At 39.4% G+C, this 16489-nt stretch carries 13 protein-coding genes and 2 tRNA genes; 11 read left to right on the top strand and 4 right to left on the bottom strand.

The features are described from left to right. Positions 1-19: 19 nt before the first annotated feature. Positions 20-2470: an endopeptidase La gene (gene lon / locus DXB63_RS07500; protein ID WP_122125877.1), complete on the bottom strand. Its 2451-nt coding sequence runs from the start codon at positions 2468-2470 to the stop codon at positions 20-22. A 192-nt stretch (positions 2471-2662) separates the two neighbouring features. Between lon and DXB63_RS07495 the strand changes: the two genes are divergently transcribed. Then, a complete protein-coding gene (locus DXB63_RS07495; RefSeq protein WP_122125789.1) occupies positions 2663-3370 on the top strand; it encodes a tRNA1(Val) (adenine(37)-N6)-methyltransferase in 708 nt (235 codons plus the stop codon). Positions 3371-3609: 239 nt separating this feature from the next. On the opposite strand, the gene DXB63_RS07490 is transcribed toward DXB63_RS07495, so the two are convergent. Then, positions 3610-4659, bottom strand: a complete 1050-nt coding sequence (locus DXB63_RS07490) for a diacylglycerol kinase family protein (RefSeq protein ID WP_122125788.1) — start codon at positions 4657-4659, stop codon at positions 3610-3612. A 229-nt stretch (positions 4660-4888) separates the two neighbouring features. On the opposite strand from DXB63_RS07490, the gene DXB63_RS07480 reads away from it, so the two are divergent. The 6 genes from DXB63_RS07480 (at position 4889) to DXB63_RS07455 (ending at position 9335) form a co-directional block, all read left to right on the top strand. After that, positions 4889-6076 (top strand): aminotransferase class I/II-fold pyridoxal phosphate-dependent enzyme, encoded by a 1188-nt coding sequence (locus tag DXB63_RS07480; protein ID WP_122125786.1) that lies wholly within the window; start codon positions 4889-4891, stop codon positions 6074-6076. Between the two features lie 172 nt (positions 6077-6248). After that, positions 6249-6323: transfer RNA gene (locus tag DXB63_RS07475), tRNA-Pro, on the top strand. A gap of 32 nt (positions 6324-6355) precedes the next feature. Then, positions 6356-6430 (top strand) — tRNA-Pro (locus tag DXB63_RS07470). Between the two features lie 301 nt (positions 6431-6731). Next, on the top strand, positions 6732-6977 hold the full coding sequence (locus DXB63_RS07465; protein WP_122125785.1) for an RNA-binding protein: 246 nt from the start codon (positions 6732-6734) through the stop codon (positions 6975-6977). A 164-nt stretch (positions 6978-7141) separates the two neighbouring features. Continuing rightward, positions 7142-8905 carry an aspartate--tRNA ligase gene (gene aspS / locus DXB63_RS07460; protein WP_122125784.1) on the top strand — a complete coding sequence of 588 codons (1764 nt, stop codon included), beginning with the start codon at positions 7142-7144 and terminating at the stop codon, positions 8903-8905. Between the two features lie 46 nt (positions 8906-8951). After that, on the top strand, positions 8952-9335 hold the full coding sequence (locus DXB63_RS07455; protein ID WP_122125783.1) for a GtrA family protein: 384 nt from the start codon (positions 8952-8954) through the stop codon (positions 9333-9335). Between the two features lie 69 nt (positions 9336-9404). On the opposite strand, the gene uxaC is transcribed toward DXB63_RS07455, so the two are convergent. Then, a complete protein-coding gene (gene uxaC, locus DXB63_RS07450; RefSeq protein WP_122125782.1) occupies positions 9405-10811 on the bottom strand; it encodes a glucuronate isomerase in 1407 nt (468 codons plus the stop codon). Between the two features lie 228 nt (positions 10812-11039). Here uxaC and DXB63_RS07445 point away from each other — a divergent pair, with 228 nt between their 5' ends. Together DXB63_RS07445 and DXB63_RS07440 are read left to right on the top strand one after the other, a co-directional pair. Next, positions 11040-12101: a substrate-binding domain-containing protein gene (locus DXB63_RS07445; protein ID WP_122125781.1), complete on the top strand. Its 1062-nt coding sequence runs from the start codon at positions 11040-11042 to the stop codon at positions 12099-12101. Positions 12102-12119: 18 nt separating this feature from the next. Then, on the top strand, positions 12120-13559 hold the full coding sequence (locus DXB63_RS07440) for a tagaturonate reductase (protein WP_122125780.1): 1440 nt from the start codon (positions 12120-12122) through the stop codon (positions 13557-13559). Positions 13560-13647: 88 nt separating this feature from the next. On the opposite strand, the gene DXB63_RS07435 is transcribed toward DXB63_RS07440, so the two are convergent. Then, a complete protein-coding gene (locus DXB63_RS07435) occupies positions 13648-14322 on the bottom strand; it encodes a DUF4396 domain-containing protein (RefSeq protein WP_122125779.1) in 675 nt (224 codons plus the stop codon). Positions 14323-14502: 180 nt separating this feature from the next. Between DXB63_RS07435 and DXB63_RS07430 the strand changes: the two genes are divergently transcribed. Then, the gene (locus tag DXB63_RS07430; RefSeq protein ID WP_122125778.1) at positions 14503-14982 is read left to right on the top strand and encodes a DUF456 domain-containing protein; all 480 of its coding nucleotides are present in this window, start codon (positions 14503-14505) and stop codon (positions 14980-14982) included. A gap of 124 nt (positions 14983-15106) precedes the next feature. Further along, positions 15107-16360, top strand: coding sequence for an Nramp family divalent metal transporter (locus DXB63_RS07425; protein WP_122125777.1), 1254 nt, complete (start codon positions 15107-15109; stop codon positions 16358-16360). The last annotated feature ends 129 nt before the right edge of the window (positions 16361-16489 follow it).

The following is a 16489-nucleotide window of genomic DNA, read 5'->3' as shown; positions in this document are numbered from 1 at the left end:
TCGGTCAATTGCTTGTTATTCATTTACTAAAGTCTATCGCATCCGCCACTTTTTCTTCTGTCAAAGCCAATGCAAATACTTCTTTGATATCTTTTACATAATGGAAAGTCAGACCTTTCAAATAAATATCCTGAATTTCCTCAATGTTCTTTCTGTTCTCTTCGCATAAGATTATCTCTTTAATACCGGCACGTTTGGCAGCCAATATCTTTTCTTTAATACCACCTACGGGAAGCACCTTACCACGAAGAGTTATTTCTCCGGTCATTGCCAGATTCTTCTTCACTTTACGCTGTGTCAATGCCGAAGCAAGAGAAGTAGCCATCGTAATACCTGCCGACGGGCCATCCTTCGGTATAGCTCCTTCAGGCACATGGATGTGTATATTCCAATTGTCGAAGATATTTTCATCAATATTCAATAATCCTGCATGTGCTTTAATGTATTCCAAAGCCAGCATGGCGGATTCTTTCATCACATCTCCCAGATTACCTGTTAATGTAAGTCTGCCTCCTTTTCCTTTGCTCAGGCTGGTTTCCACAAACAGAATCTCTCCGCCTACGGCTGTCCATGCCAATCCTGTCACTACTCCGGCATATTCGTTACCTTGATATTTATCACGGGTATATTCCGGCGAACCCAAATATTCATTCAAATCTGCCGGTTTTATTTCACTCTTGGCAAAATAACCATCAGTAGCATACTGACGCGCAACCTTTCTTAAAATCTTACCGATTTTCTTTTCCAGTTCACGTACTCCGGATTCACGGGTATATGATTCAATAATGACCTCCAACGTATCTTTAGGTATCTTTAAATCATGTTTATCGATACCGGTAGCTTCCATTTCTTTCGGAAGAAGATGCTTACGGGCTATTTCGATTTTTTCTTCCGTGATGTATCCGCTCACTTCTATCAACTCCATACGGTCGAGTAGGGGCTGAGGAATGGTATTCAGATTATTTGCCGTCGCAATGAACATGACTTTCGACAAGTCATAATCCACATCAAGGAAATTATCATGGAAAGCATTGTTCTGTTCCGGATCAAGTACCTCCAACAGGGCAGACGAAGGGTCTCCCTGACGGTCTGCACCAACCTTATCAATCTCATCCAAAATAAATACGGGATTGGAAGAACCAGCTTTAATCAGGCTTTTAATGATACGTCCCGGCATAGCACCGATATAAGTCTTACGGTGTCCTCGGATTTCAGCTTCATCGTGAACTCCACCCAATGACATACGGATATACTTACGCTTCAAAGCAGCAGCGATAGACTTTCCCAAAGATGTTTTTCCAACTCCCGGGGGGCCGTACAAACAAATAATCGGAGACTTCAAGTCGCCTTTGAGCTTCAATACGGCAAGATGTTCCAAGATACGTTCTTTCACCTTTTCCAAACCGTAATGGTCCTTGTTCAATGTCTTTTCGGCATTTTTCAGATTGAAATTATCCGTTGTATAAACACCCCACGGCAAACTCAACATTGTTTGCAGATAGTTTAACTGAACATTATAATCAGGAGATTGCGGATGCATACGTTCCAGTTTGGAAAGCTCTTTCTTATAGATTTCATGAACTTCATTACTCCATTTCATGCGTGCGCCTTTTTGACGCATCTCTTCTATTTCCTGTTCCTGACCGCCACCGCCCAGTTCATCCTGAATATTCTTGATTTGTTGTTGCAAGAAATACTCACGCTGTTGCTGGTCGATATCTTCCCTTGTACGCAGCTGGATAGATGCTTTTATTTCTGCCAACTGAACTTCACGGTTCAGTATTTCCAACAATTTATAAGCTCTACTCTGAAGAGAAGAAATCTGCAATAGTGCAATTTTCTCATCTTTCGACAATGGAAGGTTACTACAAATAAAGTTAATCAAAAACATACGGTTCGTGATGTTCTTGATAGCGAATGCAGCTTCCTGATGCATTGAATCCGAAGTCTTTATATAACGGATTGTTAAATCCTTGCAGGCTTCAACCAATGCTTCAAATTCCTTGTTTTCTTTAGGTGGCAGCTTTTCGTCTTTCGCTTCGATCGTACCCTTCAAATACGGATAAGTCTCTGTTATTTCCTTTAGCTCCAGACGTTTTATACCTTGAAGAATAACCGTCGTTGTCTGATCCGGCATTTCCAATATACGAACTACTTTGGCAACCGTGCCGATAGGGTGTAAATCAGAGAAACCAGGTGTTTCCGTTTCCGACGATTTCTGGCAAACAACGGCTATATAACTGCTATTTTTATAGGCATCGTTTACTAATTTCAAAGAAGAAGTTCTTCCTACGGTAACAGGAAGTACTACACTGGGAAACAACACCATATTTCGTAAAGGTAATACCGGAAGGCTTTCTTCTACTTTAACGTCAAACAACTGTTCTTCATTTCCTTCAAAATCAGCAATCAAAGAAAATGCATTGTCGTTTGACTCTTCCATTTCGCTTAGGTATTTACTATTTTTTATCATTCTAATGTGTGTATTGAGTTTATGCCAAAACTGACAGTCACAAAAAAGCGACTGCAAAGTTAATTCATTATTCACTAAAAATAAAGTTCTACCTAAGAAATATACAATAGTTGTGCCAATTTATTTGATAATAGTTTATATCTTCGCCCCGATTTACCTATTTTTGACGAAAATATTCGTTTAGTAACAATGCCGAATCCTTATTTTCAATTCAAAAGATTCACTGTATGGCATGACAAATGTGCCATGAAAGTGGGTACGGACGGAGTCCTGTTAGGCGCGTGGGCGGATGTATCTCATGCCCGTAAAATCCTCGATATAGGTGCCGGAACAGGTTTGCTTTCATTAATGATGGCCCAGCGTAATGAATCGGCAAATATCACGGCAATAGAGATGGATAAGAATGCTGTACTGCAAGCGCAGGAGAATGTAGCCCGTTCGCCATGGAAAGACAAAATCAATGTCATTCATGCTGACTTCAAAAAATATGTTTTTCACGAAACTTTTGACCTTATCGTGTCCAATCCTCCTTATTTTTCCGATTCTCTGAAATCCGGGAATAATCAGCGGGATATGGCACGACATACGGAAGAACTGACCTATGAAGATTTAATCTGCAAGTCAGCTTTACTCCTGAATCCTGACGGGCTTTTTTCGGTAGTCATTCCTGCCGATGTTATGGAGAGGGTAGTAAGTATTGCAGAAAACAACCATTTATATTCCATACACCGAACAATGATTCACACCACTCCGAATGCAATACCCAAAAGAGCTCTGCTTGCATTTTCTTATCAAGACAAAGTTTGCGAAACCGATGAACTGACCATCGAGCTTTCCCGGCACACTTATACTGAGGAGTACATTGAATTGACCAAAGATTATTATCTGAAGATGTAACCGGTTATATCTTTTATCCGTTTACCCTTGCTGAAACGACAGGATAGGCAAGGGTAAACGCAAGGCTTCCCATGCTCAAACGAATTGCTCATCCTGATAAAACAATTCAATTTTCCAATACATTATTCTCATTCGATAAGGAGTATTTATTAGATGTTTTTACCCATATATATTTATATAAATATATATGGGTAAATTTAACTCTATAAAATGATTGGAAATTCCGCTCTTTTAAGCGACTATTTTTTACTGCTTTTTCCTTTAAGTTTCTTGATTAATGCTTTGTTCTTATCCAACAGTAACCGATTTCTGTTGGTTATATCTTCTACAATGGCATCGCCTATCGGTTTTAATCCTCCGATATAGCCAGAGGCCTTTTGAAGAACATTATAGTCTTTTCTGTCATTGTGAGGTACACAGACATTTAATCCCTGGCTAATGATCTTTACTTCAATTTTATCACCTGCCATAATCGGATCTCCGTCGAAATGAATCACTCCGGGCTTACTTCTGGTGATGGTTATCTTTTTACATTTGAATGTTTTAATCCGGCTGTTTTGGTCGATAGTCTTGTTAAACAGTTGAAAAGCAAGAGCGGGAACGTCGAGTACGGTAAACGGTTCGAGGATGGTGACATCCATCAAGCCATCGCTTAAAGATGCCTGCGGAGCAATATAAGCATTATTGCCATATTGGGAAGCATTGGCACAGGCTATCAAAAACGCCTTGTACTTCATTGTACCGTCTTCATTCTCTATCTCATACGTCTCAGGCTTATAATTCAGGCTCTCATGGAGCGTATTTTCTAAATAGGTGAGGAGTCCTCGTTTTCCTGACTTGGAGAATTTAAGACTGACAAAAGCGTCAAAACCCACTCCACAGGTACAAAAGAAAGGTATATCGTTAATCTTTCCATAATCAATGCACTCAATATTACCTTTATTAATAATATCAATTGCTTTTTTAGGCTCCATTGGTATTTGCAGATGTCGTGCAAGCCCGTTGCCTGACCCGCAAGGTATAATGCCGAGAGCTGTTTGCGTATGAATCAGCGCACGGGCGATTTCATTAATCGTACCGTCTCCTCCGATAGCTACAGCCATATAAGTATCTTCAGTAGCAGCCTGGGATGCTATTTCTGCTGCATGACCTGCATATTCAGTTCGCACAATTTTATACTCATACAACTCCCTATCAATCCTTTCTTCCAAAAGATTTAATATTTGTTCCTTATTTTGCGTGCCTGATATCGGATTAACGATGAAAATTAGTTTCTTTTTCCCCTCCATGCCATCATTATTAATACTGTTGACAAAAATAGTACATTTATACAATAACAATGAAATTTATGGATTAGTTTTCACCCTAAAGATGTATTTTTTCAGAAAAAGGATACTTAGAGTTACATATTTTATTATCTTTGCAGCCTGTTTTTTAGAAAAAGATAAAAAGAGGGAAACAGAATGTATTGAAAAAGTATATACATTAATATAGGCGAGAGCTTATTAAAACATTGTTATGGGATTATTACAAGACAAGTTAGCAAAGTACACACTTCCACAAGAAGTAAAGGCGAAGGGTGTATATCCTTATTTTCGTGAAATAGACAGTGCCCAAGACACAGAGGTACTGATGGACGGAAAAAAGGTACTGATGTTCGGATCAAACTCTTATATGGGTCTCACTTATGATCAAAGAATTATCAATGCGGCAATAGCTGCAACACGTAAATACGGTACCGGATGTGCCGGTTCGCGTTTTTTAAACGGCACATTGGATCTTCACGTGCAACTAGAACAAGAATTAGCTGAATTTGTAGGTAAAGAAGATGCATTGGTTTATTCAACCGGATTTACAGTCAATGAAGGTGTCGTATCCTGCTTGACCGATCGTAACGACTATATTATATGTGACGACCGCGATCATGCATCTATCGTAGACGGACGCCGTCTTTCTTTCTCCACCCAATTAAAATATAGGCATAACGATATGGCGGCTTTGGAAAAAGAGCTGGCTAAATGTAAACCGGAATCTGTTAAACTGATTGTTGTGGATGGAGTGTTTTCTATGGAAGGTGATTTAGCTAAATTACCGGAAATTGTGAAACTAAGCGAAAAATACAACGGATGTATCATGGTGGACGAAGCTCACGGATTGGGAGTGTTCGGTAAACAGGGACGTGGTGTTTGTAATCACTTCGGATTAACCGATAAAGTGGATTTGATAATGGGAACATTCTCTAAATCATTAGCATCTATCGGTGGTTTCATTGCTGCCGACAAAGCTACGATCAATTGGTTACGCCATAATTCACGTTCTTATATATTCTCTGCAAGCAATACTCCGGCAGCCACAGCCGCCGCAATGGAAGCTCTACATATCATACAGAATGAACCGGAACGCCAAGAGAATTTGTGGAAAATCACTAATTATGCATTAAAATGTTTCCGTGATGCCGGTTTTGAAATTGGTGATACCGCCAGTCCTATTATTCCGTTATATGTACGTGATATGGAGAAAACTTTCATGATCACTAAAATGGCGTTCGATGAGGGAGTTTTCATTAACCCGGTTATTCCACCGGCTTGTGCACCTCAGGACACATTGGTACGCTTTGCGCTGATGGCTACACATACAAAAGAACAGATTGATTTTGCTGTTGATAAATTAGTGAAATGCTTTAAAAAATTAGATGTTATAAAATAAGAAGTTTACTTTAAATGAAGGAAAGGAGAAATACAATCGTGTTTCTCCTTTTTTATTATTTCAAAATATTTTTCTTAATAAACATAGAAATAAATCCTCAAAGCGTTTGCTTATTCCAAAATTGTTTCTACCTTTGCACTCGCTTTTGAAAACAAAACCTAATCAGAGTTTTCGGGGTGTAGCGCAGTCCGGTTAGCGCACCTGCTTTGGGAGCAGGGGGTCGTGGGTTCGAATCCCGCTACCCCGACGAAATAAGAAGGTTTTGATTGATAGAGTTTTCGGGGTGTAGCGCAGTCCGGTTAGCGCACCTGCTTTGGGAGCAGGGGGTCGTGGGTTCGAATCCCGCTACCCCGACAGAATAAGATGAAGCTGATACTATGTATCGGCTTTTTTCTATTTAAGGCACATTGGTTTCCCAAACAGTTAACGTATGGCTTTATTCTATAAATAAAGATATATTATTAATTAAATATTTAGTTTTATAGTAGATTATCCAAATAGAATCCGTTTCTTTGCATCAACAAACAATAAGAGGTTTATTTCGATCTATTTTCATTATGTATCTCCTCAGTTTAATCATTGAGTAAATCCATCCTGTTCAAAGCTCTCCCCTTAAACGTTATTATTGAATTATTAATTTTTATATTTTTATTTTATGAACATGTATGTAGGAAACCTTAATTACAATGTTAAGGAATCGGATTTGAGACAAGTAATGGAAGAGTACGGAACGGTTGATTCAGTGAAACTTATCACTGACCGCGACACAAGAAGATCAAAAGGATTCGCATTTATTGATATGCCTGAATCTTCTGAAGCTCAAAACGCTATTAAAGAATTGAACGGAGCAGAATATGCAGGCCGTCCGATGGTAGTAAAAGAAGCATTGCCAAGAAACTAATTATATAGATTCTATATAACAATTGAAAGGGGTATCCGGCAAGGGTACCCCTTTTCTATGCTTTCTAAATAAAAGTAGCTGAAAACTATTGAGAATAATATGCTAAATAATCAATAATTATTTAGTAATTTTGCCACCATTGAAAATATTAAACTACAATATATATGTTTAGAACACATACATGTGGAGAATTAAATATCTCCGATGCAGGCAAAAACGTTACACTGTCAGGATGGGTACAGCGTGCGCGTAAAATGGGAGGTATGACTTTCATTGACCTTCGTGACCGTTATGGTATTACTCAACTTGTTTTTAATGAAGAAGTTAATGCGGAGCTTTGCGAACGTGCAAATAAGCTGGGCCGTGAGTTTGTCATTCAGATTACCGGAAGCGTTAGCGAACGTTCTAACAAGAACAAAAATATTCCTACCGGAGATATTGAGATTATTGTAAGCGAGTTGAATATATTAAACGCAGCAATGACTCCTCCGTTCACTATAGAAGATAATACGGACGGTGGTGACGATATACGTATGAAATACCGTTATCTCGATCTCCGCCGTACAGCAGTTCGTCAGAACCTGGAACTTCGCCACCGTATGACGATGGAAGTGCGTCGTTACTTGGATAGTTTGGGATTCCTAGAAGTAGAGACTCCGATGCTTATCGGTTCCACTCCGGAAGGTGCACGTGACTTTGTTGTACCTTCACGTATGAATCCGGGACAGTTTTATGCTTTGCCTCAGTCACCTCAAACACTCAAACAGTTATTGATGGTATCCGGTTTTGACCGTTACTTCCAAATTGTAAAATGTTTCCGTGATGAAGACCTTCGTGCCGACCGTCAACCGGAATTTACACAAATCGACTGTGAAATGAGTTTTGTTGAACAAGAAGATATTATTTCTACTTTTGAAGGAATGACCAAACACTTGTTTAAAGAACTTCGCGGAATTGAGCTGACCGAACCGTTTATACGTATGACATGGAATGACGCCATGAAATATTACGGTAGCGACAAGCCAGATCTTCGTTTTGGCATGAAGTTCGTTGAACTGATGGACGTTCTGAAAGGATATGGTTTCTCCGTATTCGACAACGCAGCCTATATCGGAGGTATTTGTGCTGAAGGTGCAGCAACCTATACCCGTAAGCAACTCGACCAGTTAACCGAATTCGTAAAGAGACCGCAGATTGGTGCAAAGGGGTTGGTATATGCACGTGTTGAAGAAGACGGAAATGTAAAATCAAGCGTAGATAAATTCTATACACAAGAAGTGCTGCAACAAATGAAAGCCGCTTTCGGTGCCAAACCGGGTGATTTGATTCTGATACTTTCAGGAGACGATGCCATGAAGACTCGCAAACAATTATGCGAACTTCGTTTAGAAATGGGTAGCCAATTGGGACTTCGCGATAAAAACAAATTTGCTTGCTTATGGGTGATAGACTTCCCAATGTTTGAATGGAGCGAAGAAGAAGGTCGCTTGATGGCTATGCACCATCCGTTCACACATCCGAAAGATGAAGACATCCCAATGCTTGATACTGATCCGGCAGCTGTCCGTGCGGATGCTTACGATATGGTAGTCAATGGGGTAGAAGTAGGTGGAGGTTCCATCCGTATTCATGACCCGCATCTGCAAGCCAAGATGTTTGAGATTTTGGGATTCACACCGGAAAAGGCACAGGAACAATTCGGATTCTTAATGAATGCGTTTAAGTACGGAGCACCTCCTCACGGTGGTTTGGCTTACGGTCTCGACCGTTGGGTAAGTTTGTTTGCCGGACTGGATTCTATCCGTGACTGCATTGCTTTCCCTAAAAATAATAGCGGACGCGATGTAATGTTGGATGCTCCTGCGGCAATAGACCAGGCACAGTTAGATGAATTGAATTTAATTGTAGACATAAAAGAAAAGAAATAAAATTCCCTATAATGAGGCGGAGCACTAAGTTCCGCCCTTTTATCGAATGTCTCCAAAGAAAAGTACACAAATAGTAAGGTTTGTCATTGTTGGAATGTCCAATGCCCTCATCACTTATATTATATATGTAGCGATGCGATGGATGCATTTTCCTTTAGGGTTATCAAATGCAGTAGGGTATATTGGTGCCTTGATCAACAGTTTTATCTGGAGTAAATTATGGGTGTTCCAAACCCGGAAGACGAATCTCAGACGTGAAATCTGCTATTTTGCTGTAGCTTTCTTAATGGCATACGGGTGTCAGTATGCTTTCTTTAAGACGCTGATAGTCCATGCGGATATAAACGAATATCTGGTACAATTCTTAGGACTGTTTATTTATGGTGCGGTCAATTTCATTATGAACCGAAAAGTTACTTTTAAACACTGAATATAATTATAAAAAAGAAGCCTCCACTCTATAATGAATGAAGGCTTCTTTCTTTATTAAATCTACCCATTAAAACTGAAAGAAATTCTTCGCATTGTTATAGCAAATATCCTCTACCATTTGTTCTATACGTGCCATTTCAGAAGAAGGTATTTCACCATTTTCGATGTCTTTACCGATAAGGTTACATAAAGTACGACGGAAATACTCATGACGCGGATAAGACAAGAAGCTGCGGGAGTCTGTCAACATACCGACAAAACGGCTTAACAAACCAAGAACAGATAGCGCATTCATTTGTTTTTCCATACCGTCTTTTTGATCCAGGAACCACCATCCCGAACCGAATTGAATCTTACCCGGAATTGTGCCATCCTGGAAATTACCAAGCATGGTAGCAATTACCTCGTTAGCACACGGATTCAAATTGTAAAGGATTGTTTTAGTCAGTTTGCCGTTACTGTTCAAGCGGTCAAGATACTTAGCCATTGCTTTAGCAGTTGTAAACTCGCCGATTGAATCGAAACCGGTATCCGGCCCTAACAGTTTAAACATTTTTGAGTTATTGTTACGGATAGCACCATAATGGAACTGTTGGGTCCAACCTTTCTCCCAATCCATCTCACCAAATACAACCAACATGGCCGATTTGAATTTCAGAACTTCTTCATGCGTCAATTCCTGACCGCCATATACCTTATTAAAGATAGCTTTGATTTCTGCATCTGTATAGTCTTCCGCATAGAACTCTTCAATTCCATGATCAGAAAGTTTACAACCTTGTTCTGCAAAGAAATCATGGCGTTTACGCAAAGCAGCCACCATATCATCGAATCCGGAAATCTTCACGCCGCTTACTTCCGATAATTTCTCCATGTAAGCACGGAAATCAGCCGGTACTTCTACTGCCATTGCTTTATCCGGACGCCAAGTAGGAAGCATCTTGATTTCAAAACCACTCTCACGGGTTTTGATGTGATATTCCAAAGAATCCACTGGGTCATCCGTAGTACAAACTACTTCCACATGGTAACGGCGCATCATACCACGAGCCGAATACTCCGGCTGAGCAAGCTTTTCGTTACATTCATCATAGATTTCACGGGCCGTTGTCGGGTTCAGGATTTTATTGATGCCGAAGGCAGTCTTTAACTCTAAATGAGTCCAGTGATAAAGCGGATTGCGCATCGTGTAAGGAACAGTCTCTGCCCATTTCTCAAACTTCTCCCAATCAGTCGTATCTTTTCCCGTACAATAACGTTCATCTACACCGTTGGTGCGCATCGCACGCCATTTATAGTGATCTCCTCCCAGCCAGATTTCTGTTAATGACTTGAATTTATAATCATCGGCCACCATTTGAGGTATCAGATGACAATGATAGTCGATAATAGGCATTTTTGCTGCGTGTTCATGATATAACTTCTGAGCAGTTTCAGTCTGCAAAAGAAAGTTTTCATCCATAAAGTTTTTCATAACCCAATGACGTTTTAAGATTGATAATGTTATTAAAATTTGAAATATTTCGTATTCACTTATAGAACGGCTGAATAATTATCTTCTTTTACTTTTATTAACCGTTTCCGAACACGAAAGTAGATATTTTATTTGGGATAACAAAATTATTCGTATATTTGTGGCGAATATTTAGAATATTTAAACGGTTTATGTAAAGATACTGGTTTGCATTTTAATTCTGATACGATGGAAGATAAGACATATACAATTAAAGATATAGCCCGGATGGCCGGAGTATCTGCCGGAACGGTAGACCGAGTCATGCATAATAGGGGAGAGGTATCCGAAGCAAGCCGGGCTAAAGTGCAAAAGATATTGGATGAAATCAATTATCAGCCCAATATGTTTGCTATCGGGCTTGCTGCCAAAAAGAAGTATAGCATCTACTGTCTTATACCTTATTATAAAGAGAATGATTATTGGTACAGTGTGGCGGAAGGAATAAAAAAAGCGGCATCGGAACTGAAAGCATTCAATGTAAATACTGATTTTATCTTTTATAACCACTCAAGCCGAGAATCATATATAAAGGCTCAACAGGAATTAATAGAAAAACAGCCGGATGCGATATTGCTTGCACCAAATTTCAAAGATGAGACCATCCGGTTCTGCACTTCCTTACATAAAATGAATATTCCGTTTGCGCTTATCGATGTTAACTTGGAAGGAGTAAACGCCCTCAAATACATTGGTCAGGATTCTTATCAAAGCGGATATATTGCAGCAAAGATACTGATGAGGGAGTATAGTGAAGGTAAGGAGTTGATGCTATTTCTGAGCAATTTTCGTGAGAATCCGGCGGAATTTCAGATGCAGAGACGTTTGGAAGGCTTTATGCGCTACCTGAAAGAACATCACATTACTCCCCGAATTCACGAAGTGATACTGGATCGTGATAATCAAGAAGTAACGACAGCTACACTTGATGAGTTCTTTAAATCACACAAAGGTACTTATCTGGGAGCTGTGTTTAATTCACGCATCTACCAGATAGGTAAATATTTAAAAGAATCGGGACGTAGAATGGAAGGGGTGTTAGGATATGATTTACTACCCCAGAATGTGGAGTTCTTAAAAGCCGGAGTCATCAACTTCCTGATTGGCCAGCGACCGGGATTACAAGGTTATTGTGCAGTAAAGACATTAGCAGATAAAATAGTTTTCAAAAGAGAAATAGAACCGGTAAAATATATGCCGATAGACATCCTTATGAAAGAAAATATAGATTATTATTTTGAACTTATATAAACATTTTATTTAACGAATATGAAAGCATTGAACAAAGAAACAGCCGCAAAGGCTCAGCGCCCTGAAAGAATTATTCAGTTTGGTGAAGGTAATTTCCTTCGCGCATTCGTAGATTGGATTATCTACAACATGAACGAAAAAACAGACTTTAATAGTAGTGTAGTAGTCGTTCAACCGATTGACAAAGGTATGGTAGATATGCTGAATGCACAAGATTGTCTGTACCATGTAAACCTTCAGGGATTGGACAAAGGAAATGTAGTAAACAGTTTGACTAAAATTGATGTCATCAGCCGTGCACTCAACCCTTATTCACAAAACGATGAATTTATGAAACTGGCAGAGCAGCCGGAAATGCGTTTTGTGATTTCTAACACAACAGAAGCAGGTATTGCTTTCGATCCTTCTTGTAAACTGACCGACGCTCCCGCTTCTTCTTATCCGGGAAAATTAACTCAACTGCTTTATCATCGTTTTAAAACATTCAATGGAGATAAATCAAAAGGTTTGATCATCTTCCCTTGCGAACTTATCTTCCTGAACGGACACAAGCTGAAAGAAACCATCTATCAGTATATCGAACTATGGAATCTTGGCAACGAGTTCAAGACTTGGTTTGAAGAAGCCTGTGGAGTATATGCTACTTTGGTAGACCGTATCGTTCCGGGATTCCCTCGTAAAGACATCGACGCCATCAAGGAAAAACTGCAATATGACGACAATTTGGTTGTTCAGGCAGAGATATTCCATTTGTGGGTAATCGAAGCTCCGCAGGAAATCGCTAAAGAATTCCCGGCAGATAAGGCAGGTTTGAACGTATTGTTCGTACCGTCCGAAGCTCCTTACCATGAACGTAAAGTAACACTGCTGAACGGTCCTCACACGGTTCTCTCTCCGGTGGCCTACCTTGCAGGATTAAATATTGTACGCGAGGCATGTCAGCACGAAGTGATTGGTAAATATATCCATAAGGTAATGTTTGACGAACTAATGGAGACATTAAACTTGCCGAAAGATGAATTGGAGAAATTCGCTCATGATGTTTTGGAACGCTTCAACAATCCGTTTGTTGACCATGCAGTAACCAGCATTATGCTGAACTCTTTCCCGAAATATGAAACCCGTGATCTTCCGGGATTAAAGACTTACTTGCAGCGTAAGAGAGAACTTCCTAAAGGTTTGGTTTTGGGTCTTGCCGCTATCATCACTTATTATAAGGGTGGCAAACGTGCAGACGGCGCAGATATCGTACCCAACGATGCACCGGAAATCATGAACCTGCTGAAAGAACTTTGGGCTACAGATTGTACCAAGAAAGTAACAGAAGGCGTGTTGAGTGCAGAATTCATTTGGGGTGAGAACCTGAACAATATTCCGGGACTGACAGACACCGTAAAGGGATATCTGGATTCTATTCAGGAAAAGGGAATGATGGAAACAGTGAAGAGTATTCTTTAATTCGGGAAAATATTCTTTTATAATAGATAAGAGGGATGTGTCATGGAGAAGGATACATTCCTCTTTTCTATTATAATTTCACATGATATTACATGCCTTTTTTAACTCCTGATTTTATCAGAAATATATTCATTGGATAAGCGCAAATGAATCCGAAAAACATAGCTATTTGCATCATAAACCAGAATAGCCAGGTATCTTTCTCTACCGAGATACCTTTAAACAAAATAAAATAAACAACGGCCATCCAACCATACATCCCGATTTGCCAGGAAGTAAGAGAAAAGAAATCAGCTTTGAAAGCACGGAATAATCCTTGCGAAACCGAAATCTTTTCCATTTCACGGATAGCATAAAATTGAAAATAAACACCAATAATCAACGCTAAGATAAAGTCAATCACCCAACTGCCTAAAAGTAGATTACCGTTAATATGGACAGGAATACAATATGTAATCCATTCACCTAATATGTCAGCTAATGTACATCCTGCGCCACAATGAAAAGCCGAAAGAGAGACAGATTGCCAAAATGAACGGGGACTTTCCATCATCATTGACCTATCATCCATCTTCATTTGAATCTGCTCCCGCCCAAATTTGTTATAGGCCCATAAGACAAAATAGCCACCCCATAAAGCGGAAAGTACCCATACAGCATTCATTATCTTCATAGACTGCTTATGCCTCGAAAGGTCATAAATAATCCATACGGCAATACCAATGCCAGAGCAAACAAAAAATGCAGCGATCAAATTAAGCATAGCTTTATAATATTATTAAGAATAATCATGAGAAAACATCTTCTATCCGGAATAGTTCACCCTGAGACAGAGGAAAATAGAATTTATAAAAAAAAGCTTTTGTTATCTATTTAAGCAGGATTATCACAAATTGGAAGAAATAGTATATCTTTGTCTTTAAACATTGAAATAGGAATTTTTATGATAGACGCTATTTTAATAATTCTAGGTGTTATTTGCCTAATCACAGGAATGCTGGGCTGTATACTTCCCATGCTTCCAGGACCTCCTTTGGCTTATGCCGGGCTTTTGCTTCTGCATTTCACAGACAAAGTGCAATATACTACTGCTCAATTGTTGGTATGGCTGCTTATCGTGGTAGTAGTGCAAATATTGGATTATCTAACCCCTCTATTAGGAAGTAAATACAGCGGAGGAAGTAAGTGGGGCAACTGGGGATGCGTTATCGGTACGGTCATCGGACTTTTTTTTGCACCCTGGGGGCTGATTGCCGGACCGTTTTTGGGAGCAGTGATAGGAGAGTTGCTTGGTGATAAAGAACTGTCACAAGCACTAAAATCAGGATTCGGGTCTTTAGTAGGCTTTTTATTGGGAACGGTTTTAAAACTTACCGTTTGCGGATATTTCATTTATCAGTTCTTTGCCGGATTTATTCGCTAGCCTTATACATATATCTCAGTATTTATCGTATTATCAATAAATTCGATGAACAGAATCAACCCTAATAACGTTTAGATTTTGTACTTTTGACCAACGTTAATAATAAATAAGAGATAAAACAACTATGTATAACTTCCTGAAAGATTTAAAAAGCAAAGAACATAAACGTTATTTAGGCGGTCTGGATATCTTTAGATATATAGGTCCGGGATTGCTTGTTACGGTAGGTTTCATTGACCCAGGTAACTGGGCCTCCAACTTTGCCGCCGGTTCCGAATTTGGTTACAGCCTGTTGTGGGTAGTCTCATTATCTACCGTTATGCTGATAATCCTGCAACATAACGTAGCACACTTAGGCATCGTCACAGGACTCTGCCTTTCGGAAGCTGCTACGCAATATACTCCGAAATGGGTGTCGCGTCCCATATTGGGTACGGCTGTACTTGCTTCCATCTCCACTTCACTGGCAGAGATACTTGGAGGAGCAATCGCTTTGGAGATGCTCTTGGATATACCTATTATATGGGGATCGATACTAACTACCGTTTTTGTTTTTATTATGTTATTCACCAATTCTTATAAAAGAATAGAAAAATCCATTATCGCTTTCGTATCTGTCATCGGTTTGTCTTTTCTATACGAATTGTTTTTGGTAGACATCGACTGGCCTATGGCGGCACAGGCTTGGGTAACACCAAGCATCCCTAAAGGCAGTATGCTTATTATCATGAGTGTATTGGGTGCAGTAGTTATGCCTCATAATCTGTTCTTGCATTCGGAGGTTATCCAGAGCCATGAATACAATAAGCAGGATGAATCTTCTATCAAGAAAGTGCTGAAATATGAATTCTATGATACGTTGTTTTCCATGATTGTAGGATGGGCCATTAACAGTGCCATGATCCTGCTGGCAGCAGCAACATTTTTCAAGACAAATACTGCGGTGGAAGAGTTACAACAGGCAAAGTCTTTATTGGAACCATTATTGGGTAGCAATGCAGCTATTGTTTTTGCTTTGGCACTGCTGATGGCAGGTATATCTTCGACCATCACCAGCGGAATGGCTGCCGGCTCTATCTTTGCCGGAATCTTCGGAGAATCTTACCATATAAAAGATATTCACTCTAGGATAGGTGTCATTATCTCATTAGGAATTGCACTCCTTTTGATATTCTTCATTGGAGATCCATTCAAGGGACTGATTATTTCTCAGATGATATTAAGCATCCAATTACCGTTCACTGTATTTCTACAAGTAGCCCTGACTTCTTCCAAGAAAGTAATGGGCAGATATGTGAATAGCAAATGGAGTACATTCGTACTTTACACAATAGCAGTTATTGTATCCGTATTAAATATTATGTTGCTATTTTCATAAAAAAAGTCATTAAACAAATAATCAACATGTACAAATCTTAAATCATGTTATGAAGCATACTTTTATTGCTGAAATATTTGCACGTATCTCAAAATACCGTATATTTGCAACGTGTTTTTCATAGTATTA

It is taken from the genome of Bacteroides sp. OM05-12 (genome assembly GCF_003438995.1).
GTDB lineage: Bacteria > Bacteroidota > Bacteroidia > Bacteroidales > Bacteroidaceae > Bacteroides.
Note: the sequence above shows the minus strand (reverse complement) of the source record. Positions and strands in the feature narration are given on the sequence as shown.